This window comes from Streptococcus mobilis, from assembly GCF_059727625.1.
Genome location: NZ_AP041823.1, coordinates 326,135 through 345,452 on the forward strand (window position 1 = coordinate 326,135; position 19,318 = coordinate 345,452).

Below are 19,318 nucleotides of genomic sequence, written 5' to 3' on the forward strand. Positions count from 1 at the left end.
TGACAGAAAGGATCGGATATGGTAAAATAATAGATGATTTGAATTTCAAAGGAATAAAGGAGAGACCATGTCTTATTTTGATAATTTTTTAACAGCCAACCAAGCTTATGTGGCGCTACATGGAGACCTCCGTCTTCCGATTAAGCCCAAAACAAAAGTCGCCATTGTGACCTGTATGGATTCCCGCCTTCACGTGGCACCGGCACTAGGTCTGGCTCTTGGAGATGCCCATATTTTGCGGAATGCTGGAGGGCGCGTGACAGAGGACATGATTCGGTCTTTGGTCATCTCCCAGCAGCAGATGGGTACCCGTGAAATTGTGGTCTTGCACCATACAGACTGTGGTGCTCAGACCTTTGAAAACGAGAGCTTCCGTCAGTATCTCAAGAAAGAACTGGGAGTGGATGTGGGAGATCGAGATTTCCTTCCCTTTCAAGACATTGAAGAGAGTGTCCGCGAGGATATGGATCTTTTAAAGGCTTCTCCTTTGATTCCAGAGGATGTCGTTATTTCGGGAGCTGTGTATGATGTCGATACTGGTTTGATCTCAGAGGTGAAATAGAAGAGGTATCAAATTGATACTTCTTTTTTTGGTATGTTAAAAAATCGTCTATTATAGGAAAAAAATAAAAAAAAGTGCTAAATTTCCTACTGTTTTGTAATATGCTAAAAGAAAATAACGAATTATATTTTTTTAGTACAACAAATTGACACTATATGTTTCTTTTGATAAAATTCAAAATGGGTCGTAAGATCAAAAAAAAACAAGGAGATCCAACGGGATGAAGGATATTTTCAATAGACGCCAGCGCTTTTCATTGCGAAAATATAGCGTTGGGGTTTGTTCAGTTCTTTTAGGAACGGCACTCTTTGCTGCAGGAGCTCAATCTGCATCAGCGGATGAAGCAACAGCAGCCTCTGAATCTGCGGGGACAGCAGCTTCAGAAGCAGCACAACCTGCTAAAACAGAGTCAAGTCAAACAGGAGCACCAGCTGCTTCTAAGGCATACGGGGAAGGGGCATCAGTTCCAAAAATTGACCTTTCTGGAACAACTGCTGCAACTTCAGAAGCACCAGCGCCAGCGACTGAAAAATCTGAAGGAACTGAGAAACCAGTTGCTACAGAAAACAAGGAAGCAAAAGCTGAGCCTAAAAAAGAAGAAAAAGCTGAAACTAAAAAATCTGAAGAAGCTCCAAAAACGACAGCGTCATCAGAAACAAGCAAACCTGTAGAGAAGAAAAAAGAGTCAAGCTCTAAACCAGCTTCTACACCAGCTGCTACTACAGAAAAATCTACTGCAACTCATGCTGCAACAAGTGAAAACTCAGAAGCACCAGCAGCAAGTGAAGCACCAGCAGTAACAACTACTTTTTCAGCTACTGTAAATCCAGCAGCTCCAATCACTGGTACGGAAGCAGCTGCACAAGATAGAGCGGCAAGTACAGATGCTGCTGCGGCTGTGGCAACTGCTAATGAAGAACGTACAAATGCAGGAGCTTTAGCAGTAAGTAGCCGTCGTCGTAGCCGTCGTGCTGTTACTGATGAAGCTGTAACTGGAGACCACAACTCTAACCCAGTAGCGGTAACTACTTACTTAAAAGATGGGGAAAAAGTAACTCCGGAAATCAAAGATGCTAACGGTGCAACTGTAAGATCTCAAACAGTACCATCTGGTTACTCTGCTAAAGAAGGAGATTGGTACACTTACAGTATCGTAGATCTTACTAAGTTTAATGAACGTTATGGTAGAAATTATTATACACGTGCGTACAAGAGATTTGATGAATCTACAGAAACTATAGTAGAATTAATTGATAAAACTACTGGTAATGTACTAGAAACTAGAACTGTTAATGCATCTAGTGGTGTTCAAAAATTCACTACTACTACAGCAGCGTCTAATGGAGAATTAACTTGGCAAGTTGAATACGATAAAGGAGAAGGTGCTGGACCTGGGAAAACTAACCAACCATTTATTCAATTGCAGTATGAAGTTGGTGCTCATATCCAAGCTTTTGTAGCTTCTGGACATAACCTTACTCCAGATGAGCAAAAATTATACGATGCTGTTTATGCTGCTCGTAGATCAACAGATATTATTAACGTTGTAGAACCAGCTTACAATGGGCGTTCAATTACTGAAACTAACGCTAAAATTCCAGTGTCAGTTGACAAAACAACTTACTATAGAGTAGTTGATAAAAATAACCCAACATTTAACGCTAATAAAACAGATAAAACTGTTCAAGACTACGTACCAAATGGTAATGAAGTAGACTTAGCTAGATACACTCTTAAAGCTATGGAAGGTCAAAGCTTTACAGCATCTGGAGAGCGTCAATTCGATGGATATAAACTTTATCAAACAGCTGATGCGAACGATAAATCAGGTTTTGTAAGCCGTCCTTATACAGTTGGTACTAAATTCATGGATGCGGACCGTTATGGTATTAAACGTATTAAAGAAATAGTAGGTGAAGATGGAACTGTAGTAGTTCGAGTTTACTTACTAGATCCAAAACAACAAAGCAAACGTTCTGATGGTACATTAAGCACAGATGGATATATGTTACTAGCAGAAACTAAACCTATTAAACCAGGTGATTACAATAAAGAAGATTTAGTAGTTAAGAAATCACCTCTTAACACAATTGCTTTCACTGGTACTGACGGTGTTAATCATCCTAATGGAGTAGAAGTTGATTTTGGTTTCCAAACTGCAGCAGGATATACACCTAAGAAAACAGTATTTGTACCATTCTTAGGGGATGGTATTGGTCACTCTTCACCAAATTCACAGTTAGAACGTGGTGTAGGAGGTATTGGTGTAAATGTTGACTTATTAAACTCACTAACACCATATAAACAACCAATTTACTACTATGTAAAACAAGAGCCAGTTGAAGTAACTCCAGAAGTTGAAAAACAACTTGAAGGACGTGTATTAGCAAATGGTGAGTTTACATTCAAACTAAAAGAAGTACAACCAAACAAATCAATCTCAGCTCATGAAGAAACTGTAACTAACAAAGCAGACGGAAAAGCTACATTCAGCAAATTAACATTTAACAAAGCGGGAACTTACACTTACACAATCACTGAGACTCCAGGTTCAGATGCAAACGTTGAATACGATGCAATGACAGTAACTATGACTGTTAATGTAACTGAGAACGCTCAAGGTGATTTACAAGCTACAGTTAAATACAGTGCTGAAGGTGGATTCAAATCAAGTGCTGATGATAAAATCTTCAACAACTACGTTGTAGCACCTGTTAAAACTAAATTCGACTTCACTAAGAAATTAGCTGGGCGTGAACTTAAAGACGGAGAATTCAAATTCGTTCTTAAAGATGCAAACGGACAAGAAGTTGAAACAGTAACTAACAAAGCTGATGGAACTGTAACATTCACTGAAATCTCATTCGACAACTCTAAAGTTGGTACTCACACTTATACTGTAGAAGAAGTTGTTCCTGCAGCTAAAGAAGCTGGTATGACGTATGATACTATGAAAGCTACTATTACTGTAGAAGTTGCTAAAAATGGTCATGCATTAACAACTGTAACTAACGTAGTTTCTACAGGTGGGGTAGATGCGAATGGTAACGCAACTGATGGAACAGCGGATAAAGAGTTCAACAACAAGATCACTCCTCCAGAAACTCCTGAGTTCCAACCAGAAAAATTCGTTCTGAACAAAGAAAAATTTGACATCACTGGTACAAAACTCGTTGACGACGATGATGAGTTGACAGATGAGTATGCAGATACAAATGCAAACCCATATGCTGACAAAACTACTAACAACGAAGCAGAAAACATCAATACCAAGACTGTTGAACGCGGTGAAAAATTAGTTTACCAAGTATGGTTGGATACTAAGAACTTCACTGACAAGAACAACATCCAAGCTGTAGGTATCTCTGATACATACGATGCAGATAAATTGACTGTCAACACTGCTGATATCAAAGCATATGACAGCGTAACTGGTGAAGATGTGACAGCTAAATTCGACATCAAGGTTGAAAATGGTGTCATTACTGCAACTTCTAAATCTTCTATGAACAAATCTTTAGGTGATGCTGATAACACTCAAGTTATCGACACAACTAAATTTGCATTTGGTCGCTACTACAAATTCGATATTCCAGCAACTGTTAAAGATTCAGTGGCAGGTGGAGTAGACATCGAAAACAAAGCTAACCAAATCGTTCACGTTTACAACCCAGTAAGCAAATCTGTAGAAACTCCAGAAAAACCAACTCAAAAACGTGTGAACAGTGTCCCAATCACTGTAGAATTCAACTTCACAAAACGTTTGGAAGGTCGTGAGCTTAAAGCTGGCGAATTTACATTCGAGTTGAAAGACAGCGACAATGTTGTGATTGCGACTGCAACCAACGATGCAGCTGGTAAGATCTCATTTGCTCCAGTGTCTTACACAAATAAAGCTGGCGAAACTGTCACTGCCCTTAAATACAAGAAGGGTCAAGAAGGTACATACACTTACTCTGTAACAGAGGTGAAAGGTACAGACGCGACTGTCACTTACGATACAATGAAGGCAGAAGTAACTGTAACAGTATCTCACGACGGTACAGCGAAAGCATTGATTGCTAACGTAACTGAACCAGCTGACAAAGAGTTCAACAATACAGTAACTCCTCCAACAGAACCTAAGTTCCAACCAGAGAAGTATGTATTGAATACAGCTAAATACTCAATCACTGATAACAAACTTCTTGATGATGACGCTGAGTTGACTGATAAATATGGTGAAACAAATACGGATCCATATGTTGATAAAACAAACAACAACGAAGCAGAAAACATCAATACCAAGACTGTTAACCGCGGAGATAAGATCTACTATCAAGTATGGTTGGATACAACTAAATTCTCAGCAACTAACAAAGAAAACGTTCAATCAGTAGGAATCACTGATGACTTCGATGAAACAAAAGTTGATGTCGTTGCTTCTGAAATTAAAGCTTACGACTCAGTAACTGGTAACGATGTAACAAACAAATTCGATATCAAGGTTGAAAATGGTGTGATGACTGCAACTCTTAAAGATGGCTTTACGAAGTCATTGGGTGATGCAGAAAATACTCAAATCATTGACACAACTAAGTTCTCATTTGAACGTTACTACAAATTTGATATCCCAGCAACTGTTAAAGCTGACGTTGCAGGTGGAGTAGACATCGAAAATACTGCGGCTCAAGTAGTCAACTACTACAACCCAGTAAGCAAGACAGTTGAAAAACCAAGCAAACCAACTGAAAAACGTGTAAACTCTGTACCAATCTCAATTGAATTCAACTTCACTAAACGCCTAGAAGGACGTGAATTGAAAGAGAACGAATTCAGCTTTGTATTGAAAGATTCAAATGGTAAAGAAGTTGAAACTGTAACCAACGACAAAGATGGTAATGTGAAATTCTCAGCTCTTACATTCAAGAAGGGTCAAGAAGGCGTACACAACTACACTGTTGAAGAGGTTGCAGGTACAGATGCTACTGTGACATACGACACAATGAAAGCAACTGTAACCATCACAGTTAAACATGACGGAACAGCTAAAGCTTTAGTAGCTACACTTGGTGACATCGCTGATAAAGAGTTCAACAATACAGTAACACCACCAACTGAACCTAAGTTCCAACCAGAGAAATTCGTTCTTAACAAAGAAAAATTTGATATCACTGGTTCAAAACTTGCTGACGATGATGATGAGTTGACAGATGAGTATGCAGATACAAATGCAAACCCATATGCTGACAAAGATACCAACAACGAAGCAGAAAACATCAATACCAAGACTGTTAACCGTGGAGATAAGTTGGTTTACCAAGTATGGTTGGATACAACTAAATTCTCAGCAACTAACAAAGAAAACATCCAATCTGTAGGAATTTCAGATGACTACGATGAAGCGAAGTTGGAACTTGATTCTACTAAGATCAAAGCTTACGATTCAGTAACAGGCGCAGAAGTAACAGATAAATTCGATATTACAGTTAATAACGGAGTAATCACAGCAACTATTAAAGCTGGCTTCACTAAATCTCTAGGAGATGCAGAAAATACTCAAGTTATCGACACAACTAAATTTGAATTTGGACGTTACTACAAGTTTGACATTCCAACAACAGTGAAAGCTGATGTTGCTGCTGGTGTAGATATTGAGAATACTGCAGCGCAAGTTGTAAACTACTACAACCCAACAACTAAGAAGGTTGAAACACCAGAGAAACCTACTCAAAAACGTGTAAACAACGTTCCAGTACCAGTAGAGTTCAACTTCACTAAACGTTTGGAAGGTCGTGAACTGAAAGCCAACGAATTCAGCTTCGTGCTTAAAGATTCAGAAGGTAATACTCTTGAAACTGTAAGCAACGACGCTTCTGGTAACGTTAAGTTCAAAGCTCTTGAATTCAAGAAGGGTCAAGAAGGCGTTCACAAGTATACAGTTGAAGAAGTCGCAGGAACAGATGCAACAGTATCATACGATACAATGAAAGCAGAAGTAACTGTAACAGTATCACACGACGGAACAGCTAAAGTTCTCGTGGCAACTGTTGGTGATATCGCTGATAAAGAATTCAATAACACAGTTCGTCCTCCAGAAGAACCTAAGTTCCAACCAGAGAAATACGTTGTTTCTAAAGAAAAATTCGATATCACAGGTGACAAGCTCGTTGATGATGACAAAGAGTTGGCAGACAAGTACGCAGATACTAATGCGGACCCATATGCGGACGATGCATCAAACAACGAAAAAGAAAACTTGAACACCAAGACTGTGAACCGTGGCGACAAGTTGGTTTACCAAGTATGGTTGGATACAACTAAATTTGACGCAGCTAACAAGGACAACATCCAAACAGTAGGTATTTCAGATAACTATGATGAAGCTAAATTAAATCTTAATGCGGCTGACATCAAAGCTTACGACTCTGTAACAGGTGCAGAAGTAACAGATAAATTCGATATCGCTGTCAACAACGGTGTGATCACTGCAACCCTTAAAGATGGCTTCACTAAGTCACTTGGCGATGCAGAAAACACACAAGTTATCGACACAACTAAATTCGAATTCGGACGTTACTATAAATTTGATATCCCAACAACAGTGAAAGACGATGTGGTAGCTGGTGCAGATATCGAAAATACTGCGGCTCAAGTAGTTAACTATTACAACCCAACTACTAAGAAAGTTGAAAAACCTGAAAAACCAACTGAAAAACGTGTTAACAATGTTCCAATCTCAGTAGAATTTAACTTCACTAAGAAATTGGAAGGTCGTGCTCTTAAAGATGGTGAATTCACATTCGAGTTGAAAGACAGTGACAATGTTGTGATTGCGACTGCAACCAACGATGAGAACGGTAACTTCAAGTTCACTCCAGTTGATTACACAAACAAAGCTGGTGAAACTGTTACAGCCCTTAAATACAAGAAGGGTCAAGAGGGTACTTACAAGTACACAGTAGAAGAGGTTAAAGGTACAGACGCAACTGTCACTTATGATGAAATGAAAGCTGTCGTAACTGTTACTGTTTCTCATGACGGTACAGCCAAAGCCTTGATCACAAACGTGACAGAACCTGCCGATAAAGAATTCAACAACCGTGTAACACCTCCGGAAGAACCTAAGTTCCAACCAGAGAAATACGTTGTTTCTAAAGCGAAATTCGATATTACAGGTACTAAGCTCGTTGATGATGATTCTGAATTGACTGATAAATATGGTGAAACAAATACAAACCCATATGTCGATACAACTGCCAACAACGAAGATGAAAACTTGAATACGAAACCAGTTGAACGCGGTCAAAAACTTTACTACCAAGTATGGTTGGATACAACTAAATTCTCAGCAACTAACAAAGAAAATATCCAAACAGTAGGAATCACAGATAACTACGACAAGGATAAATTGACTGTTAATGCTTCAGATATCAAGGTTTACGATTCAGTTACTGGTGCAGACGTTACGACTAAATTCGATATCTCTGATAACAATGGTGTCCTGACAGCGAACCTTAAAGATGGCTTCACGAAGTCACTCGGAGACGCTGAAAATACTCAAATCATTGATACTACTAAGTTTGAATTTGGACGCTACTATAAATTTGATATCCCAGCAACAGTGAAAGACGATGTTGTAGCTGGTGCAGATATCGAAAACAAAGCAGCTCAAGTTGTTAACTACTACAACCCAACAACTAAGAAAGTTGAAAAACCTGAAAAACCAACTGAAAAACGTGTCAACAGTGTTCCAATCTCAGTAGAATTTAACTTCACTAAGAAATTGGAAGGTCGTGATCTTAAAGCTGGCGAATTCACATTCGAGTTGAAAGATAGCGACAATGTTGTGATTGCAACTGCAACCAACGATGCAGCTGGTAAGATTAAATTCTCTCCAGTAGATTACACAAATAAAGCTGGTGAAACTGTTACAGCCCTTAAATACAAGAAGGGTCAAGAAGGTACTTACAAGTACACTGTAACAGAGGTTAAGGGTACAGACGCGACTGTCGATTACGATACAATGGCTGCTGTTGTAACTGTTACTGTTTCTCATGATGGTACAGCGAAAGCCTTGATCACAAACGTGACAGAACCAGCTGATAAAGAATTCAATAACACAGTTCGTCCTCCAGAAGAACCTAAGTTCCAACCAGAGAAATATGTCTTGAATACAGAGAAATTCTCTATCACTGATAACAAGCTTCTTGATGATGATGCCGAGTTGACTGATAAATATGGTGAAACAAATACAGATCCATATGTAGACAAAACAGGCAACAACGAAGCAGAAAACATCAATACGAAGACTGTGAACCGTGGCGACAAGTTGGTTTACCAAGTATGGCTTGATACAACTAAATTTGACGCAGCTAACAAGGACAACATCCAATCAGTAGGAATCTCAGATGACTACGATGAAGCTAAATTGGAACTTGATTCTACTAAGATCAAAGCTTACGACTCAGTAACAGGCGCAGAAGTAACAGATAAATTCGATATCACTGTGAACAACGGTGTGATCACTGCAACCCTTAAAGATGGCTTCACTAAGTCACTTGGCGATGCGGAAAACACACAAGTGATCGACACAACTAAATTCGCATTTGGACGTTACTACAAGTTCGACATCCCAACAACAGTGAAAGCTGATGTACCTGGTGGTGTAGACATCGAAAACACTGCGGCTCAAGTAGTCAACTACTACAACCCAACAACTAAGAAAGTTGAAAAACCAAGCAAACCAACTGAAAAACGTGTAAACAACGTACCAGTTGAAGTGGAATTCAACTTCACTAAACGCTTGGAAGGGCGTGAACTGAAAGCTAACGAATTCAGCTTCGTTCTTAAAGATTCAGAAGGTAATACTCTTGAAACTGTGAAGAACGATGCATCTGGTAACGTTAAGTTCAAAGCTCTTGAATTCAAGAAAGGCCAAGAAGGCGTACACAACTACACAGTAGAAGAAGTGAAGGGAACAGACGCAACCGTTACATACGACACCATGAAAGCGAATGTAACAGTCACAGTGAAACACGATGGAACAGCTAAAGTTCTGATCGCGACTGTTGGCGACATTGTGGATAAAGAATTTAACAACCGTGTAACACCTCCAGAAGAACCTAAGTTCCAACCAGAGAAATACGTTGTTTCTAAAGAAAAATTCGATATCACAGGTGACAAGCTCGTTGATGATGACAAAGAGTTGGCAGACAAGTACGCAGATACTAATGCGGACCCATATGCGGACGATGCATCAAACAACGAAAAAGAAAACTTGAACACCAAGACTGTGAACCGTGGCGACAAGTTGGTTTACCAAGTATGGTTGGATACAACTAAATTTGACGCAGCTAACAAGGACAACATCCAAACAGTAGGTATTTCAGATAACTATGATGAAGCTAAATTAAATCTTAATGCGGCTGACATCAAAGCTTACGACTCTGTAACAGGTGCAGAAGTAACAGATAAATTCGATATCGCTGTCAACAACGGTGTGATCACTGCAACCCTTAAAGATGGCTTCACTAAGTCACTTGGCGATGCAGAAAACACACAAGTCATCGACACAACTAAATTCGCATTTGGACGTTACTACAAGTTCGACATCCCAACAACAGTGAAAGCTGATGTACCTGGTGGTGTAGACATCGAAAATACTGCGGCTCAAGTAGTCAACTACTACAACCCAACTACTAAGAAAGTTGAAAAACCAAGCAAACCAACTGAAAAACGTGTCAACAACGTTCCAGTTGAAGTGGAATTCAACTTCACGAAACGCTTGGAAGGCCGTGAGCTTAAAGCTAACGAATTCAGCTTCATGCTTAAAGATTCAACTGGTAAAGAAGTTGAGACTGTAAGCAATGATGCTTCTGGTAACGTTAAGTTCAAAGCTCTTGAATTCAAGAAGGGTGACGAAGGCGTACACAACTACACAGTAGAAGAAGTTAAAGGATCTGACGCAACCGTTACATACGATACAATGAAAGCGAATGTAACAGTTACAGTGAAACACGATGGTACAGCTAAAGTACTTATCGCGACTGTAGGCGAAATTGCGGATAAAGAATTTAACAACCGTGTAACCCCTCCTGAAACTCCAGAATTCAATCCAGAAAAATATGTTCTAAACGAAAAAGAATTTGATTTGACTGGAACTTCATTATTAGATGATGATAAAGAGTTGGCAGACAAGTACGCAGATACCAATGCGAACCCATATGCGGACGATGCATCTAATAACGAAGCAGCGAATATCAATACTAAATCAGTTAAACCAGGTCAAAAACTTGTTTACCAAGTATGGTTGGATACAACTAAATTTGATGCAAACAACAAAGACCATATCCAATCAGTAGGAATCTCAGATGACTACGATGAGGCTAAAGTTGATGTAGATGGTTCAGCAATCAAAGCTTATGATGGTAAGACTGGTGCGGATGTAACAGCTAAATTCGATATCACTGTGAACAACGGTGTGATTACTGCAACTCTTAAAGATGGCTTCACTAAGTCACTTGGCGATGCGGAACACACACAAGTCATCGACACAACTAAATTCGAATTCGGACGTTACTACAAGTTTGATATCCCAGCTACAGTGAAAGCTGACGTTAAAGGCGGAGTAGATATCGAAAATACTGCGGCTCAAGTAGTTAACTACTACAACCCAACTACTAAGAAAGTTGAAAAACCAAGCAAACCAACTGAAAAACGTGTCAACAACGTTCCAGTTGAAGTGGAATTCAACTTCACTAAACGCTTGGAAGGTCGTGAACTTAAAGCCAATGAATTCAGCTTCGTTCTTAAAGACAAAGATGGTGTAGTGGTTACGACAGTAACAAATGATGCTAACGGAAACATCAAATTCACTCCAGTTAAATATACTAATAAAGAAGGAAAAGAAGTAACCGCTCTTGAATTCAAACGTGGAGAAGAAGGTACCTATATCTATCATGTAGAAGAAATCCGTGGCACAGATTCTAGCGTTGTATACGATAAGATGGTTGCAACTGTTGGTATCGTGGTGAATAAAGCAGGTAAGGTATTAGTAGCTACTACTAAGTTGCCAGAAGATACAGAGTTTAATAACACTGTTATTCCGCCAACACCACCAACACCACCAACACCACCAACACCACCAACACCACCAACACCACCAACACCACCAACACCACCAACACCACCAACACCACCAACACCACCAACACCGCCAACACCGCCAACACCGCCAACACCACCAACACCACCTACAACTCCTCCAGCTCCAGCACTTCCTGAAACTGGTGAAGAACAATCAGCATCTGCCGCATTGTTAGGTGCTGCACTTGGTATGGTTGGCCTTGCGGGACTTGCAAAACGCAAAAAACGCGAAGACTAAAATTGAGGTGACATCAGCAAACTTGTTGATGAGGTGACAATTTTAGATCCAACAGGAAGAGGCTTTGCTCGAAAGAGCAAGGCCTCTTTGTTTGTTATTGAAAAAACTAAGAAAAAATGACCTATTTATATATAGAGAGAAATACATGTTTAAAAATGTTTTAAAAAAATGTACGTATTATGAAAAAATATGATAAATCGCTTAAATTCAAAGAGAATCAGCATTTAAATTGGGAAAAATATAGGAGAATCATATATTTTTGAATATATGATTCAAAATTGTTGACATTACTAGGTAGTGAGAAGTACAATATAAAGGTATCATGGAAACATGAAATGAAATTATAGGAGATTTTTGGGAAATGAAAGATATGTTTAATAGACGTCAACGTTTTTCATTGAGAAAATACAGTTTCGGGGTATGCTCAGTATTGTTAGGTACGGCATTATTCTTAGCTGGAGCACAGACTGTTTCTGCGGATGAAAATGAGACTAGTACGGATGCAGTTTCAGCAAACGCAGTGGTTCCGACAACTGCCGATACAAGTACTGGAAATACAGAGGCACCAACTGCTTATGCAGCAGATGTAGCTCTTCCAACAAGTGGAGGTTCTTCTGTAGAAAACCCAAGCGAACAAGGGAATTCAGAAGCTGGTTCAGCTAACCGGTCTGCTTCAGATTCGGAAACACCTCGCGTTCGTTCGCGTCGTGACACCTCTGCTCAACCAGCTGCAGCAGAAGCTTCAAAAGAACTGACTGCATCTATCGAAGCTGGTGATGAGTATGTGACTATTCGTACAGATGCGGCTGCGACTGTTACTGTCACTGTGGATGGTCAAGCAGTTTCTATCAGTGGTTCTAATGGGGTTTATACCTTTAAACGCCCTTCTTCAGGTGGAACTGTAGTAGCAACTGTAACCGATGAATCTGGAAAAACAGTCACCAAACAATTGAATGTTTCTCCAACTACGGTGAACGGCGTTATTAAACCTACTGATTCATCTCTGACCATTGCAAATAAATTTGACTCTACAGGGATTACGACTGATAAAGAAGCTCCTTATGTTGTGAAGAATGCCGGAGTAGAATTTAATAAGGTCAATGCAGATGGTAGCATTTCCTTGACAGGAACTTCTTGGACACGATTAGCAGGTGGATGGGCTAAAGATAAAGCTTTCCCTCTTGGCGCTCATATGATTATGAACTTCCAAAATCCAACCTTCTATGAAAATATTGAAAAAATCACAATCAAACCAACGGCATCAGGGAGTGCACAAAGCTTTACACGACATGAAGATGGTTCAGTTTGGTCAATTCCAATTGCCAACAACACTGTAGCTTCAGGTGGTATTGGGGCAGCTTATGACCACCCAATCACAATTACCTTGAAAAATGGCAAGACCCTAAACGATCTTGGACTTGCCAATACTCCATTGTCATTCTCATCTGCATGGATTACAGGTAAGGATTATGGAAGAGTTATTCCAAACAAATTAGTTCGTGAAAGTATTGACAACTCATGGTTTATCGCGGCAGGTAATGAGAAAAAAGAAGCTTCTGATAATGGTTTAACAAATGCCTTTACAGGTACACCTGGTACTGGTGTGAATACTCAACCAACCTTGAAAGTGCTTCCACGCTTTACAAGTGATGGAAAAGCAGATTCAATTGAATTGGTCTATACCATGAAAGTTTCAGCGGCTATGGGTGTCATAAACCTAGGTTCAAATACTTTCCAATCTGTCCCATACATTGAACAAGTATTGCCTAAGAGTCTTTTGCCATACCTAGACTTGAACGAAACATATATTTATAAATCTGATGCAGATGGTTCTGCTGTCAGTGGCGTTCAAAAAACTAAAGTTGTGATGGATGCATCAGGAAAACTTGATACACGTAAGACAGATGCCATTAGTATTGCCACAAAATCAAACCCATCACAAAGTGATGTGGATAAAGTTCGTAATTATATCGATAAGAACATCCTTGGAACAGCTTCAGGACAACTTGGTTCATATACTATTTCGTATAAATTTAAAGATACAATTGATTCAGTTGAATTAGCTAAGAAATTGAACGAAGAGATCAAGAAAAACAATGGTATGCTCCTCTTTGAACAGTGGATGGAACGTGGAGTCAAACCAAACTTGAATGCTATTCAACGTAGTTGGAAGGGGAACACTGAAGGTGTTCATCAAGGTTCATATGCCAATGCTTTCCTTGATACGAACCTATTGACTGTTAATGCACCTAAAAATCAAACTTATGATGTGACTTACAGTAAATCTGAAGTAACTGCTGGCGATACAACTCAACCACAAATTCCACTTGTACGTGATGTTGAAGGCAAGGAAGTACCTGTTCCTTCTGGTACAGCTTTTAAAGCTGGAACACTTCCAGCTGGAATTGATTCTGTTTCTGTTGATGAAGATACAGGGGCGATTACAAGTAAGACTTCTGCTAATGCTACACCTGGTTTAGTAAATGTGCCTATGCTTGTCACTTACCCAGATGGTACAACTGAAACAGTTAATGTTCCAATTGAAATCAAAGCTAAGGAAACAGACGCAGATAAGAACACGCCAACACCTAAGGACCAAACAGTCAATGTTGGTGAAACTCCAGATCCTAAGAAATCAATTGGTAACGTAGATGATCTCCCAAGTGGCACTACAGTTGAATACAAGACACCAGTTGATACAACAACCCCAGGTGATAAGAGTACAACCGTTGTTGTGACATACCCAGATGGTTCTAAGGATGAAGTTCCAGTAACTGTTAAGGTAGTAGATCCACGTACCGATGCGGATAAGAACACGCCAACACCTAAGGACCAAACAGTCAATGTTGGTGAAACTCCAGATCCTAAGAAATCAATTGGAAACGTAGATGATCTCCCAAGTGGCACTACAGTTGAATACAAGACACCAGTTGATACAACAACCCCAGGTGATAAGAGTACAACCGTTGTTGTGACATACCCAGATGGTTCTAAGGATGAAGTTCCAGTAACTGTTAAGGTAGTAGATCCACGTACCGATGCGGATAAGAACACGCCAACACCTAAGGACCAAACAGTCAATGTTGGTGAAACTCCAGATCCTAAGAAATCAATTGGTAACGTAGATGATCTCCCAAGTGGCACTACAGTTGAATACAAGACACCGGTTGATACAACAACCCCAGGTGATAAGAGTACAACCGTTGTTGTGACATACCCAGATGGTTCTAAGGATGAAGTTCCAGTAACTGTTAAGGTAGTAGATCCACGTACCGATGCGGATAAGAACACGCCAACACCTAAGGACCAAACAGTCAATGTTGGTGAAACTCCAGATCCTAAGAAATCAATTGGTAACGTAGGTGATCTTCCAAGCGGCACTACAGTTGAATACAAGACACCAGTTGATACAACAACCCCAGGTGATAAGAGTACAACCGTTGTTGTGACTTACCCAGATGGTTCTAAGGATGAAGTTCCAGTAACTGTTAAGGTAGTAGATCCACGTACCGATGCGGATAAGAACACGCCAACACCTAAGGACCAAACAGTCAATGTTGGTGAAACTCCAGATCCTAAGAAATCAATTGGTAACGTAGATGATCTCCCAAGCGGCACTACAGTTGAATACAAGACACCAGTTGATACAACAACCCCAGGTGATAAGAGTACAACCGTCGTTGTGACTTACCCAGATGGTTCTAAGGATGAAGTTCCAGTAACTGTTAAGGTAGTAGATCCACGTACCGATGCGGATAAGAACACGCCAACACCTAAGGACCAAACAGTCAATGTTGGTGAAACTCCAGATCCTAAGAAATCAATTGGTAACGTAGATGATCTCCCAAGCGGCACTACAGTTGAATACAAGACACCGGTTGATACAACAACCCCAGGTGATAAGAGTACAACCGTCGTTGTGACTTACCCAGATGGTTCTAAGGATGAAGTTCCAGTAACTGTTAAGGTAGTAGATCCACGTACCGATGCGGATAAGAACACGCCAACACCTAAGGACCAAACAGTCAATGTTGGTGAAACTCCAGATCCTAAGAAATCAATTGGTAACGTAGGTGATCTCCCAAGTGGCACTACAGTTGAATACAAGACACCAGTTGATACAACAACCCCAGGTGATAAGAGTACAACCGTCGTTGTGACTTACCCAGATGGTTCTAAGGATGAAGTTCCAGTAACTGTTAAGGTAGTAGATCCACGTACCGATGCGGATAAGAACACGCCAACACCTAAGGACCAAACAGTCAATGTTGGTGAAACTCCAGATCCTAAGAAATCAATTGGTAACGTAGATGATCTCCCAAGCGGCACTACAGTTGAATACAAGACACCGGTTGATACAACAACCCCAGGTGATAAGAGTACAACCGTCGTTGTGACTTACCCAGATGGTTCTAAGGATGAAGTTCCAGTAACTGTTAAGGTAGTAGATCCACGTACAGACACTAACAAACCGGGTCAAGATCAACCATCGACACCAATTCCAACTCCAACCCCAGTTCCGACACCAATTCCAACTCCAAAAGTTGTTCCAGGAGATGGCAAATCAGATTCATCAAGTTCAGAAAAACAACCTGTTGCTCAAACTGCAACATCAGTTGTAACTGGCGATAAGAAACAAGTGTTGCCACAAACAGGTGAAACTGCCTCGACTGCTGCAACTTTACTAGGTGCTGCACTTGGTATGGTTGGTCTTGCGGGACTTGCAAAACGCAAAAAACGCGAAGACTAAAATTGAGGTGACATCAGCAAACTTGTTGATGAGGTGACAATTTTAGATCCAACAGGAAGAGGCTTTGCTCGAAAGAGCAAGGCCTCTTTGTTTGGTATTGGAAACTTAGAAAAACATGCATAAATGTGATGAAAAAGTTTCAGTAAAATTCTATATATTCATTTCATTCTGTTACTAGTTTCATTAGAATTTCATTGACTTAAAATTGAGAAAACAGTATACTAGTACAGCAATTTGAAAGATCAAACTGTCGGCAACAAGGGGAATGAATCCACTTGAAATTGGAATAACAGTAGGGTTTGGAGTGGAAGAACTTCACGCCCTTATTGTCGTAGAGCAAGATAGGAAACAAAGCGACTAGAAATATTTCCAAAGATCAAACTTGATGATAGAAAAAACGAATGAAAAACCTTGGTTTTCACAAAGGCAAGGTACCTATCGTTCGTTTTTTTTCTATTGATCGCTGCGACGCCGGTGAGATGGTTTGTTCGAATCGACTGAAAAAGGAAAATGAATTTTAGGAAGTTAGAACACAGATTAGAATTAATTCTTCCAAAGCTATAGGTTCTCCTCCATATTTATGTTACAATTAAACTACTATTATCGAAGGGAGAAACTATGATTAATTCAATTGTTTCACAAGGTTTGATTTGGGCCATTTTAGGGTTAGGAATCTTTATGACGTTCCGAATTCTAGATTTTCCAGATATGACAACTGAAGGTTCCTTTCCGCTAGGAGGAGCGGTGGCGGTGACCTTGATTACCAAGGGGGTCAATCCACTGCTTGCGACGCTTGCTGCTATTGGTGCAGGATGCTTGGCAGGACTTGCGACGGGTCTTCTCTATACAAAAGGGAAAATCCCTACGCTCTTGTCAGGAATTCTTGTGATGACGTCTTGTAACTCAGTCATTCTTTTTGTGATGCAACGGGCCAATCTGGGACTCTTGGGTTATAAAAAAATTCAAGATTATCTTCCCTTTGCTGGAGGTTTAAGTGAAATTTTGATTGGCTTGATTTTCGTAACGCTTGTGATTCTTGGCTTGATTTTCTTTTTAGATACACGTTTGGGTCAAGCCTATATCGCGACAGGTGACAATTCTGACATGGCTAAAAGTTTCGGGATCAATACCGACCGGATGGAATTGATGGGTTTGGTGATTTCAAATGGGATTATTGCCCTCTCTGGTGCACTGATGGCCCAACAAGAAGGCTATGCCGACGCTTCACGTGGGATTGGTGTCATCGTTATTGGACTTGCCAGTCTCATTATTGGGGAAGTTCTTTTTTCAAATGTCACCTTGACGGAGCGTTTGCTCAGTGTCGCAGTCGGTTCGATTGCCTACCAATTTTTGATTTGGGCTGTGATTGCGCTTGGCATCAATACTAGCTATATCCGGATTTTCAGTGCCTTGATCCTAGCTATCTGCCTGATGATTCCAACCTTTAAGGGAAAAATCATGAAAGGAGCGAAATTCAGTAAATGACAGCAATTGTAGAATTAAAAAATGTAACCAAAGCTGTGAGCAATGGGATGAATGAAGAAAAAGTCATTCTGGATGATGTCTCCTTGGAAATTCGAGAGCATGATTTTATCACGATTTTAGGGGGCAATGGAGCTGGGAAATCAACCCTCTTTAATACCATTGCTGGGACACTTCCAGTTAGTAGCGGGAAGATCTATATTCTAGGGGAAGATGTGACCAACTACTCTCCTGAGAAGAGAGCCAAGTACCTATCTCGTGTCTTCCAAGATCCTAAGATGGGGACAGCGCCTCGCATGACAGTAGCGGAAAACCTCTTGGTAGCGAAGTTTCGTGGAGAAAAACGTGGCTTGATTCCGCGTCACTTGGCCAGCTATAAAGAAGAGTTTCAAACAGTCCTTGCTAAGATCGGCAATGGCTTGGAAAATCATATCGATACAGCCGTTGAGTTTCTATCAGGGGGGCAACGACAAGCCTTGAGTCTGTTGATGGCGACACTGAAACGCCCAGAACTCTTGCTTTTAGACGAACACACTGCAGCCTTGGATCCAAAAACCAGTCAGGCCCTCATGACCTTGACGGATGAGTTTGTGAAACAAGACGCCCTCACTGCTCTTATGATCACCCACCATATGGAAGATGCTTTGAAATATGGAAATCGCTTGATTGTCATGAAAGACGGACACATCGTCCAAGACCTCAATCAAGAAGAAAAAGCCCAAATGACCATCGCAGACTATTATCAATTATTTGAGAAAGACTAAGATACAAAGGGCGTAGCGGATACAGTCAAAATAGGGAATTCGACGCAGAATCTTCAGATTCTAGGAGAATTCATCTTTTTGACACAATCCGCAGCCCGTGTTCAATTCGTGTAACGGCAAGTACTATGGTACCTTGCCTACACGACTCACTAACTCCTCAGGTGGATGGTATAGATCCACCTTCGTCCTGTCGCATTTCGCTAAGATACAATGGGCGTAGCGGATAAAGTGAAAATAGAGAGTGGGACAGAAATCGGTAATTCGTTAGAATTCGATTTCGTCGTCCCACCTCCGCACAGTTGAGTAGGGCTGTAAAAGCTGATGAAATCAGCGTAGTAGAGCCCACTCAACCACTGCGTCTTGCTCGACAATCCAAAAATAATTGAGAGGCTAGG

The 19,318-nt window shown here is 40.4% G+C and carries 5 protein-coding genes; all 5 read left to right on the forward strand.

Annotated elements, in window-relative coordinates; genetic code table 11:
* Nucleotides 1-67: 67 nt before the first annotated feature.
* The 5 genes from AC6IZR_RS01660 (at nt 68) to AC6IZR_RS01680 (ending at nt 18,923) form a co-directional block, all read left to right on the forward strand.
* Complete coding sequence (locus AC6IZR_RS01660) at nt 68-562, forward strand: beta-class carbonic anhydrase (RefSeq protein ID WP_497848652.1); 495 nt, start codon at nt 68-70, stop codon at nt 560-562.
* 220 nt (nt 563-782) lie between these two features.
* On the forward strand, nt 783-11,927 hold the full coding sequence (locus AC6IZR_RS01665) for an SspB-related isopeptide-forming adhesin (protein ID WP_497848653.1): 11,145 nt from the start codon (nt 783-785) through the stop codon (nt 11,925-11,927).
* A gap of 361 nt (nt 11,928-12,288) precedes the next feature.
* Complete coding sequence (locus tag AC6IZR_RS01670) at nt 12,289-16,677, forward strand: Rib/alpha-like domain-containing protein (protein WP_497848654.1); 4,389 nt, start codon at nt 12,289-12,291, stop codon at nt 16,675-16,677.
* Nucleotides 16,678-17,295: 618 nt separating this feature from the next.
* Nucleotides 17,296-18,162, forward strand: a complete 867-nt coding sequence (locus tag AC6IZR_RS01675; protein ID WP_061604848.1) for an ABC transporter permease — start codon at nt 17,296-17,298, stop codon at nt 18,160-18,162.
* Nucleotides 18,159-18,923, forward strand: coding sequence for an ABC transporter ATP-binding protein (locus AC6IZR_RS01680; protein WP_003012490.1), 765 nt, complete (start codon nt 18,159-18,161; stop codon nt 18,921-18,923). The genes AC6IZR_RS01675 and AC6IZR_RS01680 overlap by 4 nt, the downstream gene beginning before the upstream one ends.
* Nucleotides 18,924-19,318 lie beyond the last annotated feature (395 nt).